The sequence below is a fragment of the Colwellia sp. MB02u-14 genome (assembly GCF_014076915.1).
Classification (GTDB): Bacteria; Pseudomonadota; Gammaproteobacteria; order Enterobacterales; family Alteromonadaceae; genus Colwellia_A.
Genome location: NZ_JACGUX010000080.1, coordinates 82,015 through 102,456, shown reverse-complemented (window position 1 = coordinate 102,456; position 20,442 = coordinate 82,015). Strand labels below are relative to the sequence as shown.

Annotated in this window: 18 protein-coding genes, 1 tRNA gene and 3 pseudogenes; 6 read left to right on the top strand and 16 right to left on the bottom strand. The window is 36.4% G+C overall.

Features of this window, described 5'->3' with window-relative positions; all coding sequences use genetic code 11:
* Positions 1-87: 87 nt before the first annotated feature.
* Genes H4J52_RS13565 through H4J52_RS13555 form a run of 3 tightly spaced genes read left to right on the top strand, consistent with a single transcriptional unit; the run spans position 88 to position 4,521 of the window.
* Positions 88-1,338: an efflux RND transporter periplasmic adaptor subunit gene (locus H4J52_RS13565; protein ID WP_182223799.1), complete on the top strand. Its 1,251-nt coding sequence runs from the start codon at positions 88-90 to the stop codon at positions 1,336-1,338.
* A gap of 38 nt (positions 1,339-1,376) precedes the next feature.
* Positions 1,377-2,090, top strand: a complete 714-nt coding sequence (locus H4J52_RS13560) for an ABC transporter ATP-binding protein (protein WP_182223800.1) — start codon at positions 1,377-1,379, stop codon at positions 2,088-2,090.
* A 1-nt stretch (position 2,091) separates the two neighbouring features.
* Positions 2,092-4,521 carry an ABC transporter permease gene (locus tag H4J52_RS13555; protein WP_182223801.1) on the top strand — a complete coding sequence of 810 codons (2,430 nt, stop codon included), beginning with the start codon at positions 2,092-2,094 and terminating at the stop codon, positions 4,519-4,521.
* Positions 4,522-4,652: 131 nt separating this feature from the next.
* Here the strand turns inward: H4J52_RS13555 and H4J52_RS13550 are convergent.
* Positions 4,653-5,062 (bottom strand): annotated as a pseudogene (locus H4J52_RS13550) (transposase); the annotation flags it as partial.
* Positions 5,063-5,337: 275 nt separating this feature from the next.
* Between H4J52_RS13550 and H4J52_RS13545 the strand changes: the two are divergent.
* The gene (locus H4J52_RS13545; RefSeq protein ID WP_182223802.1) at positions 5,338-6,084 is read left to right on the top strand and encodes a LuxR family transcriptional regulator; all 747 of its coding nucleotides are present in this window, start codon (positions 5,338-5,340) and stop codon (positions 6,082-6,084) included.
* A gap of 234 nt (positions 6,085-6,318) precedes the next feature.
* Here the strand turns inward: H4J52_RS13545 and H4J52_RS20525 are convergent.
* From H4J52_RS20525 to rlmE, 9 genes and pseudogenes are all read right to left on the bottom strand, one after another.
* Positions 6,319-6,841 (bottom strand): annotated as a pseudogene (locus H4J52_RS20525) (integrase core domain-containing protein); the annotation flags it as partial.
* A 194-nt stretch (positions 6,842-7,035) separates the two neighbouring features.
* Positions 7,036-7,248, bottom strand: a pseudogene (locus H4J52_RS20520) (transposase); the annotation flags it as partial.
* Between the two features lie 735 nt (positions 7,249-7,983).
* Positions 7,984-8,068: transfer RNA gene (locus H4J52_RS13535), tRNA-Leu, on the bottom strand.
* 137 nt (positions 8,069-8,205) lie between these two features.
* The gene (gene secG, locus H4J52_RS13530; RefSeq protein ID WP_182181447.1) at positions 8,206-8,601 is read right to left on the bottom strand and encodes a preprotein translocase subunit SecG; all 396 of its coding nucleotides are present in this window, start codon (positions 8,599-8,601) and stop codon (positions 8,206-8,208) included.
* A gap of 4 nt (positions 8,602-8,605) precedes the next feature.
* Complete coding sequence (gene tpiA, locus H4J52_RS13525) at positions 8,606-9,376, bottom strand: triose-phosphate isomerase (RefSeq protein WP_182181338.1); 771 nt, start codon at positions 9,374-9,376, stop codon at positions 8,606-8,608.
* 115 nt (positions 9,377-9,491) lie between these two features.
* Complete coding sequence (gene glmM, locus H4J52_RS13520) at positions 9,492-10,829, bottom strand: phosphoglucosamine mutase (protein WP_182223803.1); 1,338 nt, start codon at positions 10,827-10,829, stop codon at positions 9,492-9,494.
* Between the two features lie 42 nt (positions 10,830-10,871).
* Entirely contained in the window at positions 10,872-11,654 is a 783-nt protein-coding gene (folP, locus tag H4J52_RS13515; RefSeq protein ID WP_182224975.1) for a dihydropteroate synthase, read from the bottom strand.
* A 182-nt stretch (positions 11,655-11,836) separates the two neighbouring features.
* On the bottom strand, positions 11,837-13,777 hold the full coding sequence (gene ftsH / locus H4J52_RS13510) for an ATP-dependent zinc metalloprotease FtsH (RefSeq protein ID WP_182181340.1): 1,941 nt from the start codon (positions 13,775-13,777) through the stop codon (positions 11,837-11,839).
* Positions 13,778-13,909: 132 nt separating this feature from the next.
* A complete protein-coding gene (gene rlmE, locus H4J52_RS13505; RefSeq protein WP_182181341.1) occupies positions 13,910-14,536 on the bottom strand; it encodes a 23S rRNA (uridine(2552)-2'-O)-methyltransferase RlmE in 627 nt (208 codons plus the stop codon).
* A gap of 117 nt (positions 14,537-14,653) precedes the next feature.
* Here rlmE and yhbY point away from each other — a divergent pair, with 117 nt between their 5' ends.
* Together yhbY and H4J52_RS13495 are read left to right on the top strand one after the other, a co-directional pair.
* Positions 14,654-14,950 carry a ribosome assembly RNA-binding protein YhbY gene (gene yhbY / locus H4J52_RS13500; RefSeq protein WP_182181342.1) on the top strand — a complete coding sequence of 99 codons (297 nt, stop codon included), beginning with the start codon at positions 14,654-14,656 and terminating at the stop codon, positions 14,948-14,950.
* Positions 14,951-15,133: 183 nt separating this feature from the next.
* On the top strand, positions 15,134-15,484 hold the full coding sequence (locus tag H4J52_RS13495) for a rhodanese-like domain-containing protein (protein WP_182181343.1): 351 nt from the start codon (positions 15,134-15,136) through the stop codon (positions 15,482-15,484).
* A gap of 88 nt (positions 15,485-15,572) precedes the next feature.
* On the opposite strand, the gene H4J52_RS13490 is transcribed toward H4J52_RS13495, so the two are convergent.
* The 6 genes from H4J52_RS13490 to rpsA form a co-directional block, all read right to left on the bottom strand.
* Positions 15,573-15,878, bottom strand: coding sequence for a helix-hairpin-helix domain-containing protein (locus H4J52_RS13490; RefSeq protein ID WP_182181344.1), 306 nt, complete (start codon positions 15,876-15,878; stop codon positions 15,573-15,575).
* Between the two features lie 128 nt (positions 15,879-16,006).
* Positions 16,007-16,708 (bottom strand): orotidine-5'-phosphate decarboxylase, encoded by a 702-nt coding sequence (pyrF, locus tag H4J52_RS13485; protein ID WP_182181345.1) that lies wholly within the window; start codon positions 16,706-16,708, stop codon positions 16,007-16,009.
* A gap of 150 nt (positions 16,709-16,858) precedes the next feature.
* The gene (lapB, locus tag H4J52_RS13480; protein ID WP_182181346.1) at positions 16,859-18,028 is read right to left on the bottom strand and encodes a lipopolysaccharide assembly protein LapB; all 1,170 of its coding nucleotides are present in this window, start codon (positions 18,026-18,028) and stop codon (positions 16,859-16,861) included.
* A gap of 6 nt (positions 18,029-18,034) precedes the next feature.
* Positions 18,035-18,277 (bottom strand): lipopolysaccharide assembly protein LapA domain-containing protein, encoded by a 243-nt coding sequence (locus H4J52_RS13475; protein WP_182181347.1) that lies wholly within the window; start codon positions 18,275-18,277, stop codon positions 18,035-18,037.
* An 80-nt stretch (positions 18,278-18,357) separates the two neighbouring features.
* Positions 18,358-18,663, bottom strand: coding sequence for an integration host factor subunit beta (gene ihfB / locus H4J52_RS13470; protein WP_310649663.1), 306 nt, complete (start codon positions 18,661-18,663; stop codon positions 18,358-18,360).
* Between the two features lie 84 nt (positions 18,664-18,747).
* Complete coding sequence (gene rpsA, locus H4J52_RS13465) at positions 18,748-20,409, bottom strand: 30S ribosomal protein S1 (protein ID WP_182181349.1); 1,662 nt, start codon at positions 20,407-20,409, stop codon at positions 18,748-18,750.
* Positions 20,410-20,442 lie beyond the last annotated feature (33 nt).

Sequence of the window (20,442 nt, the reverse complement as noted above, 5' to 3'; positions counted from 1 at the left end):
ATGTTTTTCTCCCAGCATTTACAAGTTCCACCTTCATTTGTAATATCCTTCACATATAAATTATTGATGGAAAATAGGAATTGAAACTTGGATATTGTTAACAAGCTCAATCAAAAAAAAACAAATAGTAATCGAAATCAGTGGATCGTAGCAGGGGGCTTATTATTTTTCATATCCCTATATTTTACTTTCTTTAGCGGTCCTTCGTTACCGACTATTGCAAAAGATGATATATACTTAGGTATTGTTAAATACGGCAATATCGTTATTGACGTCAATGCTCCAGGTACACTCATTCCGATTGAAAACCATTGGATTTCCTCATTGGTATCCGGTCATGTAGATCAAAGATTGCAGCAACCCGGTGATATTTTGGAAAAAGACACCGTAATAATGGTATTGAGTAATCCAAAACTAGAACAACAGTTAGAAGATGCCGAGCTAAAACTTCAGATGGGAGTTTTAAATTACAATATCCTTAAGGAAAACCTTAAACTTGAACGTTTAAAAACTGATTTAGCAATAGCTGATGCTGAGTCTGATTTCAAACAAACTCAAATTTTATATCAGGCTCAACGTAGTCTCGAAAATAAAAATATTGTTTCAAAAATACTAGTTGCACAAACCCGCATTAAACTTGAACAAACAGAAATAAAACTAAAACTGCAGAAGGCTATTTACAGCGGCTTACCCGCGCTGAACGTGTCAAAAATTAATGTAGAAGATATAAAATTACAACAGTTGAAACGAATCAAACTTCATTTTCAAGAACTAGTTAATGCCTTGAACATAAGAACCTCTTCGGCCGGCGTACTACAGGATATTGTGGTTCAAGTAGGACAATTAGTTACTGAAGGAACACTAATAGCTAGAACAGCAAAACATAATGATTTAAAAGCACAATTGAGAGTTCAAGAATCACAGGTTAAAGACATTAAAATTGGTCAAAATGTTAAGATTGATACACGCAATGGCATCATTCAGGGCAAGGTTGCACGCATTGACCCCTCTGTTCAAAATAGCACCGTAAACATAGATGTAACTTTAATTGGTCTTCTACCCGAAGGGGTACGAACTGACTTAAGAATTGATGGCACGATAGAAATAGGTAACATTCAAAATATTCACTATATCAGCAAACCCACAAACGTATCACCGAATAACACTGTGTCTATTTTTAAAATATCTGAAGATGATTTTGCTGAAAAAATATCAGTTAAATTCGGCCGGGCTTCTGCTTCTTATATCGAAGTCATCAGTGGATTGTCTACCGATGATCAAATCATTTTATCTGACATATCTGAGTGGGAAGCTATTGATAAACTGAGAATTAACTAGCTTAAATAGTCATTAAAATTTGAACAGGAAGCGATATTATGAAAAATACAGTACTTATGAAGTTGGTTAATATAGATAAAATATTTCATATTGATCGAATAGAAACACATGCATTATCCAATATCAACCTTGAGATAAATAAAGGTGACTATATTTCGATTACCGGTCCATCTGGTTGCGGGAAGTCTACCCTGCTTTCAATGCTTGGTTTATTAGATACCCCTTCAAACGGAGAATTTTGGTTAAATGGTATTGATGTTAGTCAATTTGGATTATCGTCATTGGCGAAAATTCGAAATCAAGAAATAGGATTTATATTCCAGGACTTTAATCTGATTGGAGATTTAACCGTATTCGAAAATATAGAACTACCTTTAACCTATCGTGGGATCAAAAAATCTATTCGAAAGGAAATGGTAGAAAAATGGGCTGAGCGTGTTGGTATGTCTTCAAAACTTCAGCATAATCCATCTCAATTATCGGGCGGACAACAACAACGGGCAGCTATTGCAAGAGCATTAGTGGGTGAGCCTTCAGTTTTATTAGCCGATGAACCAACAGGAAATTTAGACTCGAAAAATGGCGTGATTGTAATGCAGTTATTGAAAGATCTCAATGATGAAGGTGTTACAATTTGTATGGTAACGCACGATAAAGAGCATGCTAATGCCACCAAAACAATGCTCACCTTGCTAGATGGTAAAATTGTTGATTTAGACACGAGCAATTTATTGTCGGCTGAGGTCGCATAATATGGAAAAGCTACTCATTGATATTGGTTATGCTTATAGACGCATGCTAGCTCAAAAATGGTCAACATTAACGATCATTCTCACTATTGCCATAGGGATAGGTTCTAACACTGCAATATTTTCTATCGTTAATGGCGTACTGCTTAAAGATTTACCTTTTGAAAAAGGTGAAGACCTCATTGTAATAAAGCAATCAATTATGGCAGCGCCTGACAAAGAAAATATTTTTTTTTCGGTACCTGAAATAAATGACTATCGAGATCAATCAGAGACGTTAGCGCAACTATCTGAATATCATTCGATGAAATTCACAATGCACGAAAATGGTGAGCCTACGCAGATTAATGCTGGTGTTGTTTCAGCTAACTACTTTAACCTTTTGGGGATTAATCCTATATTAGGTCGTTCTCTCCAACTTGCTGATGACGAATTAGGCTCAGAGCCTATCATCATATTATCATATCAATTTTGGCAACGAAAATTTAATAGCGACATTAATGTTATTAATCGAACGGTTGAGATGAACGATAAAATTCACCGCATCATAGGTGTTATGCCTGCTTTTCCAGAATATCCCAGAGTAAATGATATTTACATTCCAGTGTCTGTTTGCCCGACCCGATCAAGCGAAAATGTTATCCATAATAGGAACAAACGTATGATGCATGTCTTTGGTAAAGTAAAGGATAATGTATCAATTAATCAAGCACGCACAGAATTAAAAACAATAGCAAACCGTATACACAAAGCTAACCCTGCATATTATCCTGAAAATTATGGATTTATCATTCTAGCCGACAAACTTATAGAAGTATTGACAAAAGATATTAAACCTTCACTTTATATAATGATGTCAATTACCTTTCTGGTTCTGTTAATTTCCTGCTCTAATGTCACAAATCTTATATTGGCCCAGCAAAGTGTCAGACAAAAAGAACTCGCAGTACGTGAAGCCGTTGGCGCAACAAAAGAACGTCTTATTCGTCAACTACTAACAGAAAGTATTCTGCTATTTCTCATCGGCGGAGTTTTAGGTCTATTTATAGCGATAATTAGTTTTGATGCACTAATAAGCTACTCAGCGACATTAACCACAAGAGCCTCAGACATATCGCTTGATTCAACGGTACTGTTATTTACTTTTGCTATATCTGTTATTGGCGGCATTATCAGTGGGTTACTCCCTGCGCTTTCAAAAAAGAAGCTGGCAATAGTCATGAAAGAAAGCGGCCATCACGCAAGTGGAAGTGGCAAAAGCAATTTAATTCGTGCCTGTCTTATTGTTACCCAATTTATAATTTCTTTTATTTTATTGTATTCAGCAATTTTAATGCTTAAAAGCTTAAATAATATTAAAAATGTTGATCCAGGTTTCAACTCTAAAAATGTTTCTATTATGCAAATAGAACTAAACTGGGCCAAATATTCTAAAGGTGATCAAATCAATAGCTTTGCAAATCAATTATTAATAAACGCAAATAATTTACCTTTTGTGAGTTATTCGTCTATTTCAAGCACCTATCCAATGAGTGCAAACGGGATCAAAAAAGCTAAGTTATTACTGAACGATAGAGCTACGCTTGAACAGGACAACCTTCCTGTTGTTGATTATCGAGCTGTAGATCAGCACTATTTCAATTTGTTAGACATTACTTTATTAAAAGGTAGAATGTTTTCAAAAAATGATGATGCATTATCTTCTCCCGTAGCGGTTATCAATAGATCAATGGCTGAGTCTCTCTGGGCTGATAGTGAACCAATGCAAATAAAATTATCATTAGATGATGGTGAGTCGTGGCATACTATTGTTGGCATTGTCGACAATGTAAAGCAGCATGGTTTAGATAAAGTTACTCCGCATGCTGTCTACTTACCTTATGCACAAGTGCCTAATAATACTATTCAATTATTGATTAAAAAGCAGGGAAAACCGAAAGCGATAGCAAAAACACTGCGTGAAATAGTCTATAAAATAGATTCAAAGCAACCTGTTACAAGCATAAAGTCTATGCAGGCTATTTTAGAATCTAATAGTGCATCTCCTCGCCTGATTACCTTTTTACTGTCTATATTTGGTGGCTTCGCCATTATTTTAACAATATCAGGCATTGCCGGAATTATTGCTTACTCTGCACAGCAAAGACAAGTAGAGCTAGGAATTCGATCTTCCATTGGTGCTGAACCAAAAAACCTTATTTGGCTCGTCATCAAACAAGGTTTAATTATGAGTAGTATTGGAATCGTATTAGGCATTATTTGTACCATTTATGTTTCTAGGCTTATGGAAGGTATTGTATTCGGGGTTGATGTTATTAGTATTGGGGGTTTTGTTCTCACTATATTCGTATTGTTTGCAATCGCGTTAATTGCCAGTATTGTTCCTGCGTTTAAAATATCTTACTTAACGCCGTCAGCATTGCTTCGAAAATGATCATTTTTGGCTGAATCACATCAATTCCATAAATAGTGGAATTGATGTAAGTAAGCTAACTTAAAGTTAGCAGAATTAATATCCGAGAGAAAACTTTAGGACCCTGTAACAGATTTTTGTAACTGTCAGTTTTAGATAAAGTCCTTTAAACGGTCTTCGAATTCAATCATAAATCGATTCAAGGCCGTTTTCCAGTTTCTTATCGGCATCGTCCATTTCTTGGATGCTGCATCTATCGCAAGATAAACTACTTTCCTCGCTGAATCATCAGACGGAAATTACTTACGTTTCTTAATCGCTTTTCGAATAACACTGTTTAGTGATTCTATTGCATTCGTCGTGTAGATGGCTTTGCGAATTTCTTGAGGGTATTTGAATAGTGTATTTAAGTTCGTCCAATGTGCTCGCCAAGAACGGCTGATTTGTGGGTATTTATCATCCCAACGTGAGCAGAAATTATCGAGTTCAAGTAGTGCTCTTCTGTCACTGATTGATATATGCGCTTTAAATCAGCGGTCACCGCTTTGTAATCTTTCCAGTTTCATTAAACCATTATAGTGATCGCGATGCATAATAATATGCACCTGTCACGGTGCTTACCTATTTCGTTAATATTAAAATCGTGAGCACTTTCGTTATTTTGTTTAACTCAGTATTGTTTTATTCCTTAAGATCCAACCTATGAGTATTTGGTTATCAAAAAATAGCGTTCATCACTTTTATTCTCTGATAATAATATATATAGATCATATATTTTATTTATGATAACTTATAAAAATAACAATAAAATAACAATAAAATAACCATGAAATAACAATGAATATATCTAATTTTTATGAATTAATAAGCGAAATAGGGCAAGCTGAGAATAATGATGAGTTGAAAGCTATCTGTTTGAAATTTTGTGAATTAACTAAAACAAGTTTCTATTTATTAGGTGTTATCTCTAAACATTCACTTTATGCACCCAAAATAAGTATTATGAGCAATTATCCGCAAAGCTGGCTGGATTATTATTTAGAACTTAATAAGCAAAGAATAGATCCTGTTGTCTCCTACATGTTGACAAAAAACAGACCTATTCTTTGGGAGGAACTTTTATCATTAGATCAATTTAACACCGCTGAAATTCAAGTATTTATGCAACAAGCGAGAGAGCATGGTTTAATCAATGGGTTAAGTGTTCCTTTACGTTCAGTATCCGGTGAAATTGCAGTATTTAGCATTGTAACTGATATTTCGCATGAAGAAGGAAGAAAAATTTTAGATGACGCTCTACTCTTTTCCCATACCTTTTCCACACACTTATTTGAGCAATACGTAGCAATTCAAGCCAAAATAGAACACATTAAAAATAGAAAAAAACTGACTAAGCGTGAAACTCAATGTATGCTTTGGGCTTGTGAAGGAAAAACGTCTTGGGAAATATCTCAGATTATTAATATTACGGAAAGAACCATTATATTCCATTTAAATAACTCGGTTAAAAAACTTGGCGCTTCAAATCGTCAACATGCGGTTGCTAAAATCATAAAGAACGGCTTAATTCAACCAGAGATATAATTTATTTAATCACTACTGTGTTCTACTGAACTATTCCTTTTATTAGAGTTTACCTTTGTATCTAGTCATTTTTCTATTGAGCTTTATAATTCCATCATTGTGCAATATGTCCAAGTAACAAACGAAATTAACACTTAAAATATTTACGTATACCTTAAGCGTATAGGGAATGGAACCTAGCTGCGCTCAATATTCCATGGTAACAGTGGTTCAAGATTTTTTGGTCTGAAGTGGTCAAGTAATATTGACCACAGTTTTGTAGCTTGACTCATATCTTCTTTCTGAGTCATTTGGGCTTAACCCGCCGTTATACCTATGTGGTCTCATCTGGTTATAATAATCCATGATGTATATAATGATCGCTTGCTTAGCCTCATTAAAATTCTTATATCCTATCAAAGGTATCCATCCCGTTTTCAAACTTCTGAAATATCGCTCCATTGGTGCATTATCCCAACAATTTCCACGGCGACTCATGCTTTATGTGATTTGATAACGCCACAGTCGTGCATAAACTTTCGGCTGGTGTAATGCGCTCCTTGGCCTGAGTGAAATATGACACCTTTGGGTTTGCCTATGCTTTCATATTCCATTATTAATGCTTGCATCGTTAACTCACTAAATCTAACTCATTCATTAAGCTTCCTGCCCGATAACGACTTAATGGATAATCTTCATTAGTCACCATGTCAACAATACTTCTAGCACCCGCAGAGCCACCACTAAGTCTATGAAAGCCTTTAACATCAGCCCTTAATTTAATTTCTGAGGAGCTTAAATTATTATCCCAGCTTACCCAATATCAATAACTGCTGTGATGTACTTCAAATACATCGTATAACTTACTAATAGAGTATGGTTTTTATTGCTCTGATTGAGTTTCTCAATTAGTAATAATTGTTTGGGGAATCTGACATCAACAGAGCGATAGCCTTTTTAAAATATCCTTTTCTAATTCAATACGTTCAATCTTTTTTCAAGTTCACGTATTTTCAATTGATCAGGGGTAATCGGAGTCGCTTTAGGTTGTTTACCTTTTCGCTTTTCTTTTAACTGTTTAACCCATTTGCTAACGGTGGAAAAACCAGCACCCTTCGCTTTCGCTGAATCTTCATGGGTATAACCATTATCAACAACTAATTGAACTGTTTCTAACCGAAATTCAGGACTAAAATTGGGACTTTTTTCTTTGTAATTTGTATTACTTAACGTTTGATAAGATGCATTATAACACCTCTAAATAGGTGGCCAAATTGACTATGCTATTTCACTTAATTTCGAATTTTTTGAAGGCTCGGTAATTTTCTATTTGGACGTTTCGAATATACATTTAAAATCCATCTCGTAGTTGTTTTTTTGCGTGATTAATAAGTTAATCGACAAATACCCTAACAAAAAAATTCCTTTGGAGCATTATAGATGGTAGGAAAGCCACTTAAGTACTATATAACCTTTATTAACACGGTCATGGAAAGTACAATAAACTTAAAAGCCGTTTGCTGTTCCTAAAGAAGACCTTAATCTTTTCAACCAGTAACGTCACGATGCGCTCAAAAGTGGCATTTTAAATAATACAAAAAGATAACTAAGTCCTTCCCATCAGAACACTCTTAACAACGATTCTTAGCTACTTCCTCGAACATTGATATCTAACGTGCATTATTTATGCTTAAGTACATTTATTTAATGGTTTGGTGGTTATTTGGTTGGAAGTCGCGGGATTGAATGGCATATCAGATTAAAGATATATATTGTACCGGACTTCAATACAAATATGAGGTCAATGTCAGGAAAACAATAATCGAGTTCACTAACAATCCCAGGAATAATTAGCAAGCAAACGAAAAAAGGCTGATTCATCATGAATCAGCCTTTAAATATCTATTTGTATAAGTTTAGTGGTGCGGTTGGGGGGACTTGAACCCCCACGACCTAAGTCACCAGCCCCTCAAGCTGGCGCGTCTACCAATTCCGCCACAACCGCGCAATACTAAATTTATACTATCTTTTCTTATCAGTTAACTTACTAATATTGAGGATAATTAGCTTTATTAACTTTTTGAGAATAAAAAATCTCAACCTAGCGTGCCTACCAATTAGGCCATTTCTAATTTTAAAGTTTTATTGTGGTATGTCGCTGTCACTCGATTTTTTTGATGCTGTAGGTACATCTGTATTTTCTACAGATCTACTTGGCTCTATACTTTCACTAGGTATTGAATCATCACCTGGGATAGTTTGCTCAACAGGAGAATTTAAGTTGTTCCACTCATCGGTAGATTTAATTCTGTTTGCTGTTAAGTTACCTAACACTAAGCTGATAACAAAGAATGCGATTGCTAGCCATGTTGTCGCTTTAGTGAGGAAGTTACCTGAACCACTTGAACCGAATATTGTTGCTGAAGAGCCGGCACCAAAAGATGCGCCCATATCGGCGCCTTTACCTTGTTGGATTAACACTAAACCAATTAAACAAATTGAAACAATTAAATAAGCAATAATTAACGATTGATACAACATTTTAAGATCCTTTGGCTGACGAGCAAATTATTTTGAATTCGTCGACTTTTAAACTAGCACCACCAATAAGACCACCGTCAATATCAGTTTGTGCAAATAATTCTTCACAGTTAGCAGCATTTACGCTGCCACCGTATAATAATGGCACTTTATTCGCGATTAATTCATTAGCATTTGCTAAAAATTGGCGGATAAATAAGTGTGTAGCTTGTGCCATTTCAGGTGATGCTGTTTTGCCAGTACCGATAGCCCAGACAGGCTCGTAAGCAATAACAACATCAATAAATTTTTCGATACCTATTACATCAATAACTGGCTGTAATTGTGAAGCCAGTACCGTATCAGTTTGTTCAGATGTTCTTTCGTTCTCGCTTTCACCGATACATAAAATAGGTGTTAAACCAGCGTTAAGAACCGCTTTAACTTTATGAGCGACTTGCGTACTTGTCTCTTTGTAGATACTTCTACGTTCAGAGTGACCTACAATAACATAGTTTACAAAAACTTCATTGAGCATATCTGTTGATACTTCACCAGTATATGCACCGCTTTTGTGTTCGCTTACATTTTGTGCACCCAAGTGGATGTTAGCTTGTAAATTTTCATTTTTAGCATTCAATGCGAACGCTGATAAAAAAGGCGTAGACGGACAAACAACAACATTAACATTTTCAGCTAGTTTGACACTATTTAATCCTGAAATCATTTCTTTTATGAGCGGTAAACTTCCGTTCATTTTCCAGTTTGCTGCGACTATTGCTTGTCTTTTCATTTATCTTTCCTAATTAAAGCGGCGAGATATTAACTAACCTAGGAACAAGATACAAGTGTTTAACGTAATATCTTGTTCATTTGCTTATTATTCAACCGTCTTGGTAGTATTTTCGCTAACAAGCGGTTTTTACAGCATCAGCAATGATATTCGCTAGATCGGTAACTTCAGTTAATTCAGGTCCTTCAACCATCACACGGATCAAGGGCTCTGTTCCAGATTTACGCAATAAAACGCGCCCACGACCAGAAAGTTTTTCATTAACATTATGAACAGCAGACACGACATTCTGTGCAGTTAGCGGGTCATTATCACCGGTAAACTTAATATTAACTAAAACTTGCGGTAGTTTTGTCATACCTTGACGAAGTTCATGCAATGTTTTATCGCCACTACAAACAGCCGTTAATACGTTTAACGCCGCAATAATGCCATCACCCGTCGAGGTGTTTTTTAAATTTATAACGTGACCTGAGTTTTCTGCGCCCAATTGCCAGCCTTTTTTGTTCAGCATTTCGGTAACATAACGGTCGCCTACTTTACTACGAGCAAAAGGTATCCCCATATCGGCTAGTGCTATTTCTAGCCCCATATTACTCATTAGCGTACCTACAACACCACCACTAATAACGCCACTTTGTAAATCGTTTGAAGCGATAACGTAGACACACTCATCACCATCAAGTACATAGCCTGTGTGGTCAACCATCATCAAACGATCACCATCACCATCTAAAGCAATACCTAAATCAGCTTGATGCTCAACAACAGCCTTACTGATAGCGTCCATTGACGTTGCGCCACAGTGATCATTGATATTAGTACCATTAGGAGAAGTGCCAATTTCAATCACTTGGGCACCTAGTTCACGAAAAACATTAGGTGCAATATGATAAGTTGCCCCGTGAGCACAATCGACGACAATCTTGTAATTTTTTAATGAATATTGGCTGGGGAAGTTACTTTTACAAAATTCAATATAACGACCCGCTGCATCTTCAATACGCGTTGCTTTACCTAATTTTGCAGATTCTACACAGCCCATTTCTTTATCTAACTCTGCCTCGATAGCCAGTTCTACATCATCAGGTAACTTCTCACCATTTTGTGAGAAGAATTTAATGCCGTTGTCGTAAAATGGATTGTGTGAAGCACTTATAACAATACCTGCTTCAGCACGAAAGGTTTTGGTAAGATAAGCAATGCCAGGCGTTGGCATTGGCCCCAATAAGCCAATATCAATACCCGCAGCAGAGAAACCAGCCTCTAAAGCAGACTCAAGCATATAACCAGAAATACGGGTGTCTTTACCGATTAATACTTTTTTAGTGCCCTGTGCGGCAAGTACACGACCAGCGGCATAACCTAACTTCATCACAAATTCTGCGGTGATGGGATATTGCCCTACTAGGCCTCTTACGCCATCAGTTCCAAAATATCTTCTTTCTGACATTTTATTTGTCCTTTATATTTACTTTATTAGTATGTTTAATGATTATTTATTTATATGGGTCGCATGCAAAACTTTTAGTGCATCTACTGTTTCTTTCACATCGTGAACACGAATGATTTTCGCCCCTTGCTGAGCAGCAATAATCGCTGTAGCTAAGCTACCGGCTAAGCGTTCACTAACGTCTCTATTAAGCAAGGAACCTATCATCGACTTTCTTGATAAACCTGCTAATAACGGTAGACTTAAAGCGTGAAATTTAGCCATATTAGCCAATAAACTATAATTTTGTTCTAATGACTTTCCAAATCCAAAACCTGGGTCTAAAATAAGCCTAGAAGCGCTAATGCCGGCTTGTGTACAGGCTAGAATACGTTGTTCAAAGAATGTTGATATATCTGTAATTAAATGCTCATATTGAGGGTTATGCTGCATTGTTCGTGGTAAACCTTGCATATGCATCAAACAAATAGCCACACTTTGATCTTGCGCTAACACATCTAGACAACCGTCGTTTTGTAATGCTCGAACATCATTGATAATACTGGCACCATGGGCAATTGCTTCTGCCATTACCGATGATTTACTCGTATCGATAGAAACAACAACATTGAAACGTTTATTAATGGCTTTTAATACAGGGATAACGCGACTTAACTCGTCTTTTTCAGTAACATCTCTAGCCCCTGGGCGAGTTGACTCACCACCTATATCGATGATGGCGGCACCATCAGCTATCATTTGTTCAACTTGATTTAATGCCAGATCGATACGAGAGAATTTTCCACCGTCAGAAAACGAGTCTGGGGTAAAATTTAGAATGCCCATAACTTGCGGAGTTTCTATATCAAGGAGGTGTTGACCGCAACGTAGATTTTTCAACAAAATTTTTGCTCTTTATTATTCTTATTGTACAAAATTTTATTTTATAAAAAACAACTGACTGAAATAAAAGAAAATTAGTTTTTATAAAATAAAGCCTCGTTAATCGAGGCTTTATTTAGTAGGTGTTATTCAGCAGAGGCGTCACTAGGTTTGTCTAGATCCGGCGTGGTTTCTTTTTTATCAGAAGACGCATTACTATCGGCTTTTGGTGGTTTTTTTGAGCTAGAATGATTATCCCACTCAGCCATCGGTGGACGAACTTCTCTGCGTTCCATCAAGTCATCAATTTGTTTTGCATCAATTGTTTCATAATGCATTAACGCATCTTTCATTGATTCTAAAATGTCACGGTTTTCATTTAATATTTTTTCTGCACGTTGATAATTACGGTCAACAAATGCTTTAATTTCAATATCAATAGATTGTGCCGTTTCATCAGACATATTTAACGATTTAGATGATGAACGACCTAAGAATACTTCACCTTCCTCTTCAGCAAATAACATTGGGCCCATTTTTTGTGAGAAACCCCATTGAGTTACCATTTTACGAGCAAGTTGCGTAGCACGTTCGATATCGTTCGATGCACCGGTAGACACTTTTTCAAAACCATAAATCATTTCTTCTGCAATACGACCACCGTAAAGTGATGAAATATTACTTTCTAAATGCTGTTTACTGTGGCTAAACCTGTCTTGCTCTGGTAAATACATCGTTACACCTAAAGCACGACCACGAGGTATAATGCTGACCTTGTAAACGGGGTCATGATCTGGTACTAAACGACCAACAATAGCATGCCCTGCCTCATGGTAAGCTGTCATGGCTTTTTCTTCTTCGCTCATAACCATCGAACGACGTTCAGCACCCATTAATATTTTGTCTTTCGCTTTTTCAAACTCATCCATTGATACCGTACGACGAGCAGAACGTGCAGCAAATAGAGCAGCTTCATTAACTAAATTAGCTAAATCTGCACCTGACATACCCGGTGTGCCTCTAGCAATAACTGATGCTTTAACATCGTCACCTAATGGAACTTTACGCATATGAACTTTAAGTATTTGTTCACGACCACGAATATCTGGCAAACCAACCGTAACTTGACGGTCAAAACGCCCAGGACGTAATAATGCAGGATCTAATACATCAGGACGGTTAGTAGCGGCAATCACAATCACGCCTTCATTACCTTCAAAACCATCCATTTCTACCAGCATTTGGTTAAGTGTTTGTTCACGTTCATCGTGACCGCCACCCATACCTGCCCCACGTTGGCGACCCACTGCATCAATTTCATCAATAAAGATAATACAAGGTGCTGATTTTTTAGCTTGCTCAAACATGTCACGTACACGAGATGCGCCAACACCAACAAACATTTCAACAAAATCAGAACCTGAAATAGTAAAAAATGGTACTTTAGCTTCACCAGCAATAGCTTTAGCTAATAAAGTTTTACCTGTACCCGGTTGTCCAACAAGTAATACACCTGAAGGGATACGGCCGCCGAGTTTCTGAAATTTAGTCGGTTCTTTCAAATAATCAACAAGCTCTGAGACTTCTTCTTTCGCTTCGTCACAACCTGCGACATCAGCAAAAGTAGTTTTAATTTGGTCTTCGCTTAATAGTTTAGCTTTAGATTTTCCAAAAGACATCGCACCTTTGCCGCCACCACCTTGCATTTGACGCATGAAGAATATCCACACTCCAATTAACAAAATCATTGGAAACCAAGAGACAAATATAGTAGTCAGAAAACTAGTTTCTTCAGGTAATTCACCAGAAGCATTAACACCTTGTTTAACTAGGTCGTTAATTAAATCACGATCGAAGCCGCCAGGAATAACAGTAACAAAGGCTTCGCCACTTCGTTTTGTACCTTTGATAACACCGTTACGATCAACTTTAGCGTCACGAATCTGTCCTTGCCGAACATCAGTAATGAAACGTGTATAATCAACTTTTTGATCTGTATTGGTACTTGGAGTGAATCCTTGGAATACCGACATTAACACAACCGCTATTACCAACCATAAAATAAGATTTTTTGCCATATCGCTCAACTTAATGACCTCTTGTAACTTTGAATGAACTTTTACTTAACCATTAACTAGCACAGATAAACGGTTAGTTCTGAAACCAACCTAAAAATTTAAGCTGATGTGATGTAATTTACTATAATTTATCGCTAGGAGCTATTTAAATCCGGTAGCAACTAAATAAACTTCTCGCGAACGTGCCCGCGATGAATCTGGCTTGCGAGTTTTTACTGTCTTAAATGCACTTCGTAAATCTTGTATAAACTGCTCAAATCCTGCGCCTTGGAAGACTTTAACAACAAAAACGCCATTTTTCTTTAATACCTGGTTACACATATCTAATGCCAATTCAACAAGATACATACTTCTTGCTGCATCAGCACTGTCATTGCCTGTAAAGTTTGCAGCCATATCAGACATCACAACATCGATATCTTTACCACCAATACGTGTTAATAATGCATCAAGTACTGGCTCCTCTCTAAAATCACCTTGCAAAAAATCAACACCTGCAATGGGGTCCATTGAAAGAATATCACAAGCGATGATTTGTCCAATGTCACCGACTGCTTTAACAGCATATTCAGACCAACCACCGGGTGCTGCACCTAAGTCGACAACTTTCATCCCTTTTTTGATCAACTTATCTTTATTATTTATTTCTTCAATTTTAAAGTATGCCCTAGAGCGCACTCCAAGTTTCTGAGCCTTTTTTACGTACTCATCATCAAAATGCTCTTGCATCCAACGGGTACTACTATTACTTAATTTCTTTTTACTCATTAATATAACTTAATTAATTTGTTAATAGTGCAAAACCATTTAACGTTTTATTAGTATTACAGAGTAGATGGAGGTAAAATAGTATTAATTCAAGCTAACTTGTAACGAAAATTGTTAATGAGCCTAAATAAAAAACAAATACAGTACTTAAAAGGTCTTGCGCACCCATTGAAACCAGTGGTTTTATTGGGTAACAACGGCTTAACAGAGGCAGTAGTTGCCGAAATTGATTATTCTTTAAATCATCATGAATTAATCAAAATTAAAATTCCGACTGATGATCGCGATAGTAAAGCATTAATTGTTGAAGCTATTTGTCGTGAAACTGCATCGATTAAAGTTCAAGTTATTGGTAAAACGTTAATTATTTATCGCCAATCACCTGAAAAGAAAATAAGAGTACCGAAAATTTAATCGCTACATTCTTATATCAAAGAGCTTCGGCTCTTTTTTTATGTCTAAAATTTATCTTAATCAATTTTGGCTACAGGTACTACATTATTGACATCTAAATTAGCGAAGCCTAATATGGTGATTATCAAGGCCAGATGTTAAAAATACATAATTATGGCTATTTTAATCATTAAGGTTGATTACATGTTAAAAACGATACCGGAACTCATATCGGAAGTCCGACGCAGTATTCAAACGACTACTGCAAAAGATGCTTATTTATTACCACAAAAAAGCAGCTTATTCATTGATGTGCGTGAACCCCAAGAAGTTACCGATAGCCCTGTTCTAAATTCAATCAATGTACCACGTGGTATTCTAGAGATGAGTATTACAAACCACACCACTGACGAAAATCAGCACATTTATCTCCACTGTGCCACCGGTGGTCGTGCAAGCCTTGCTGCAGAGCAATTAACACGTTTAGGTTATAAAAATGTTTGGGCTATTATTTGCCCGCATAATGATGTGTGTACAGCACAAAAAAAAAGTTAACTCAGCAAAACTAACGATATTGCATTACCCAAAATAAAAAGGCGAGATAAAATTAATTATCTCGCCTTTTGCCCTTTATTAAAGGTAATTATATTGTCAGTTTTGCTTTATTTAACACTAAGATTTGTTCGCCAATACCACTGACATTTAACAAGTCTTCTACTGACATAAATTTTCCATTTTCATCTCGGTACTTGATGATTGCTTCAGCTTTTTTGACACCTATACCCTTCAATAAAGATAAGGTTTCAATATCTGCATGGTTGATATCAATACGCTCATCAACTTGTTTCATATTTAGACTGAGATCGTTACTACGCGTATTTTCAGCAACACTTAATGAAGAAAAAATAAATATTAAGCAGGTCAGCAAAACTTTTGAAATTTTTATCATGATCCTTTCCTTTTGTTGTCGTTTCCATTACGCCTCGAAAAATAAAAGTTAATATTTAATTAATGAGACGTTAATAGTTTTAGGATCGAATCTTGGTTTTGTCAATTAATCACAGTAAAAACTTTATGCTAACCCAGTGATGCGTTTATAGACTGTAAAACCTGCTGCGGATTCTCAGCTTGAGTAATCGGTCTGCCAATCACTAAATAATCAACGCCAACAGCAACCGCTTGCTCTGGTGTCATAATACGTTTTTGATCATCAGAGGCAGCACCTACAGGTCTTATTCCTGGTGTGACAAGTTTAAAATCCTGACCTAATGCTGATTTAAGAATTTTTGCTTCTTGTGCTGAGCAGACAACACCATCAAGGCCAGCTTCTTTTGTCAACTTTGCTAGAAGCATCACTTGCTCGGCTGGCGTTCGCGTAATACCTAAGCCGAGTAAGTCTTCTTTACTCATACTGGTTAAAACAGTGACAGCAATAAGTAATGGGGCTTTTTCACCATATTTTTCTAATGCTTGTTTAGCTTTACTCATCATTTCAAGACCACCGCTAGCATGAACATTAACCATCCACACCCCCATCTCTGCAGCAGCGGTTACCGCTTTTGCTACGGTGTTAGGAATATCATGAAACTTTAAATCTAAAAAGACATCAAAGCCACGACCCGTTAATTCTTTAACAAACGCAGGTCCAAAATGAGTAAACATCTCTTTGCCTACTTTCAACCGACAGTCGCTTGGATTAATTTTATCAACAAATGCTAATGCATCTTCTTTATTATCAAAATCTAGGGCAACAACTACTTTTGCGTCATTCATACTCATTCCTTAATTCTTAATTCTTAATTCTTAATTCTTTAATAATTTTTGAGTTCAAAATCCTAAGGTTCAAGAGCAAAGAAAAAGCACGGAGCTGACGAAAGTCAGTGAGTACTTTTGAAGACGCTATTGAGTCTTGGGCGAAGAAATCGGTAATTATTCTCCTTCAAGGCCCCGCACTGGTTTTAATTGTTCCCAGTCATGACATGAGGGACAAGCCCAGTAATGTTTACTGCTATTAAAGCCACAGGTTCTGCAACTATATCGAGGCTTTAAATTCAAATAGGCGGCGATTAATTCTTTAATCATATCTAAATTTTCAGTATTATCTTTTTCGGTAGAGTTAACCATTTGCATTTTGATAAAGTGCTTAAAACCTTTAATGGTTGGACGTTTTTTTAGCGCTAATAAAATAAATTCTTTTGCTTTTTCATTACCGTACTTAGCTTCAATATGACTCAAGTATTTAATTAATGCACTAGAACTACCTGTTTCATCATAAACTTTTCTAATAAATTTAAAATATTCATCGTCTGCATCTAACTGATGATAACAGTGTTGCATTTCATTAATAACATCAGGAAAGAATTCCTTGTCTTGAAGGTAGATGTCTTGATAGCATCGACAGGCTTCATTATATTGTTGATGCTTTTCGTAAATTCGAGCTAATAACCAATTTGCACGACAAGAATTAGCATCATAAGCTAAAGCCAGTTCTAATAGCTCAATCACCTCAATAAAGTTATCTTCTTCTAAAGCTATTGTCGCCAATTCACAATAAAAATTAGCCAAATTATGGAGAAGTTTTTTATCTTTTGTTTTTACTATCGCTTTTTTATGACTAATACCTTTTGTCCAATCTTTCGTTGATTGATAAATTCGCATTAAATAATCAAGGGATTTTAAGCCATAATGTTTCGATTTAAGGAGTTTTTCAAACATGGTTTCAGCGCGATCGTATAAACCGGCACTAAAAAAATCTTTACCTAACTCATAAGCTGCCTGTTGTTTATCTTTAGCGGGTAAATGTTTTTGTCTGACTAAGTGCTCATGCACTTTTAAAGCACGGTCGAGCTCACCACGACGGCGAAATAAATTGGCCATAGCAAAATGTGCTTCAACGGTATCATCCTCAACGTTAAGCGCTTCGAGTAAATAATCGATAGCTTTATCTTGTTGATTTGATAATAAGTAATTTAAACCTGTAGAGTATTTTATCGATAAAGCTTGCTTAGCTGAATGATCATTTTGCTTAACACTATTACGGCCCATGAACCAGCCATAGCCCATTGCAACAGGAAGTAATAAGAACAATAGTTCTAACATATAATTTTACACTGATTCTTTAGAAGATGACTTTTTAGGTTTTATCATTCGAACAAACTTCCATAATAAAGCAAAGAGTAATCCAAGTAAAAAGCCTAAAGTGGTAAATAAACTTACAGCTGTAGCAACTGATAATTCAGTTCGGGCGATAAGATAATTCAACGTTAACGTCTGCTCATTTTGACTGCCAAAAATAAAAGTGATGACTAATAAGATGAAAAGTAAAAACGCTGTAATATAAATACGCACAATAAGTTACCTATGATGAAAATTAAATTAAAAAAAACGGCATACCATTACAGCATGCCGTTTTATTGATAATTTATCAATTACGCGATTGAAAGGTTTACTCTTTCACGTAACTCTTTACCGGGTTTAAAATGAGGAACGTATTTACCTTCCAACTCGACAGATTCGCCAGTTTTAGGGTTACGTCCAACACGAGGAGCACGAAAATGCAATGAAAAACTACCAAAACCACGAATTTCAATACGTTCACCTTTTGACAAGGTTTGCGCCATCATTTCTAAGATTTCTTTAATAGATTGTTCAACATCTTTCGCTGATAAATGACTTAATTTATCGGCTAATCTTTCAATAAGTTCAGACTTGGTCATTTGACCTCCTGTGTTCACTGGTTTGAAATACTTTCTTACCAATGGATTTTAAACGAAGAGAAGTGATATATTTCAAAAACTTCTCACCTTCAAGTGACTAAATTAGTTCTTAGCGTTTTTAAACGCTGCAGCCATTGCACTTAAACCAGTTTCTTCAACTTGATTTAGGTTATCCATAGCTTCACGTTCTTCTGCTTGGTCTTTAGCTTTGATTGATAAGCTAATAGCACGGTTCTTACGATCCACACCCATAAACTTAGTTTCAACACTATCACCAACTGATAGTTCAGTTGACGCATCTTCGATACGCTCACTAGAAATATCAGATACACGTAAGTATCCTTCAACGCCTTCAGCTAATTCAATTTTAGCGCCTTTAGCATCTACTTCGATAACCTTACCTGTAACAATAGCACCTTTCTTAGTATCTGCAAGGTACTGATTAAACGGATCATCTTCAGTTTGTTTAACACCTAAAGAAATACGTTCACGCTCTGGGTCAACTTGTAATACAACAGCTGAGATTTCATCGCCTTTCTTATATTCACGAACAGCTTCTTCGCCGCCAGCCCATGAGATATCAGATAAGTGAACAAGACCATCAATACCGCCGTCAAGACCAATGAAGATACCAAAGTCTGTAATTGACTTGATCTTACCTGATACTTTGTCGCCTTTGTTGAAGTTCTTAGCAAACTCTTCCCAAGGGTTAGCGATACACTGTTTAAGGCCTAAAGAAATACGACGACGTTCTTCGTCAATTTCTAATACCATCACTTCAACCGTATCACCTAAATTAACAACTTTAGATGGGTGGATATTTTTGTTAGTCCAATCCATTTCAGAAACGTGAACTAAACCTTCAACGCCTTCTTGAATTTCAACAAAACAACCGTAGTCAGTTAAGTTGGTTACACGACCAGTAAGTTTAGCGCCTTCAGGGTAACGCTTAGCGATTGCTACCCATGGATCTTCACCTAACTGCTTCATGCCTAGAGATACACGAGTACGCTCACGGTCAAATTTCAATACTTTAACTTGTATTTCATCACCAACATTTACGATTTCACTTGGGTGCTTAACACGCTTCCAAGCCATATCTGTAATGTGTAGCAAACCATCAATGCCGCCTAAGTCTACGAATGCGCCGTAGTCAGTAAGGTTCTTAACGATACCTTTAACTTCTAGGCCTTCAGCTAATGACTCTAACAATGCATCGCGTTCTACGCTGCTTTCAGATTCGATAACGGCACGACGAGAAACAACTACGTTATTACGCTTTTGATCAAGCTTAATAACTTTAAATTCTAATTCTTTGCCTTCAAGGTGAGTTGTATCGCGAATTGGGCGAACATCTACTAATGAACCCGGTAAGAAAGCACGAATATCGCTAACTTCAACCGTGAAACCACCTTTAACTTTACCGTTGATAACACCGATAACAGTTTCTTTTTCTTCGTATGCTTTTTCAAGCACTTGCCATGCTTCGTGACGTTTTGCGTCATCACGAGAAAGAATCGTTTCACCGAAACCGTCATCTGTAGCTTTAAGAGAAACGTCAACTTCATCGCCAACGTTAACATCAACTTCGCCAGCGTTGTTTTTAAACTGGTTAATGTCAATAACACTTTCAGATTTAAGGCCAGCATCAACAATTACATTGTCTTTGTTTATGGCTACGATAGTACCCTTGATGATTGAACCAGGGCGTGTTTCGATTTCTTTTAAACTTTCTTCAAATAGTTGTGCGAAATTTTCAGTCATAACTTGCATATAAACTCAGTTATTAATCCAGTC

What these genes read in the sequence shown, in the direction of transcription:
- tpiA (WP_182181338.1), bottom strand. Translation starts at nt 9,376, where the DNA reads ATGAAAAGACAAGCAATAGTCGCAGCAAACTGGAAAATGAACGGAAGT.
- rlmE (WP_182181341.1), bottom strand. Translation starts at nt 14,536, where the DNA reads ATGAGTAAAAAGAAATTAAGTAATAGTAGTACCCGTTGGATGCAAGAG.
- folP (WP_182224975.1), bottom strand. Translation starts at nt 11,654, where the DNA reads ATGGGCATTCTAAATTTTACCCCAGACTCGTTTTCTGACGGTGGAAAA.
- H4J52_RS13560 (WP_182223800.1), top strand. Translation starts at nt 1,377, where the DNA reads ATGAAAAATACAGTACTTATGAAGTTGGTTAATATAGATAAAATATTT.
- glmM (WP_182223803.1), bottom strand. Translation starts at nt 10,829, where the DNA reads ATGTCAGAAAGAAGATATTTTGGAACTGATGGCGTAAGAGGCCTAGTA.
- H4J52_RS13555 (WP_182223801.1), top strand. Translation starts at nt 2,092, where the DNA reads ATGGAAAAGCTACTCATTGATATTGGTTATGCTTATAGACGCATGCTA.
- pyrF (WP_182181345.1), bottom strand. Translation starts at nt 16,708, where the DNA reads ATGAGTATGAATGACGCAAAAGTAGTTGTTGCCCTAGATTTTGATAAT.
- lapB (WP_182181346.1), bottom strand. Translation starts at nt 18,028, where the DNA reads ATGTTAGAACTATTGTTCTTATTACTTCCTGTTGCAATGGGCTATGGC.
- H4J52_RS13545 (WP_182223802.1), top strand. Translation starts at nt 5,338, where the DNA reads ATGAATATATCTAATTTTTATGAATTAATAAGCGAAATAGGGCAAGCT.
- yhbY (WP_182181342.1), top strand. Translation starts at nt 14,654, where the DNA reads ATGAGCCTAAATAAAAAACAAATACAGTACTTAAAAGGTCTTGCGCAC.
- H4J52_RS13495 (WP_182181343.1), top strand. Translation starts at nt 15,134, where the DNA reads ATGTTAAAAACGATACCGGAACTCATATCGGAAGTCCGACGCAGTATT.
- rpsA (WP_182181349.1), bottom strand. Translation starts at nt 20,409, where the DNA reads ATGACTGAAAATTTCGCACAACTATTTGAAGAAAGTTTAAAAGAAATC.
- H4J52_RS13490 (WP_182181344.1), bottom strand. Translation starts at nt 15,878, where the DNA reads ATGATAAAAATTTCAAAAGTTTTGCTGACCTGCTTAATATTTATTTTT.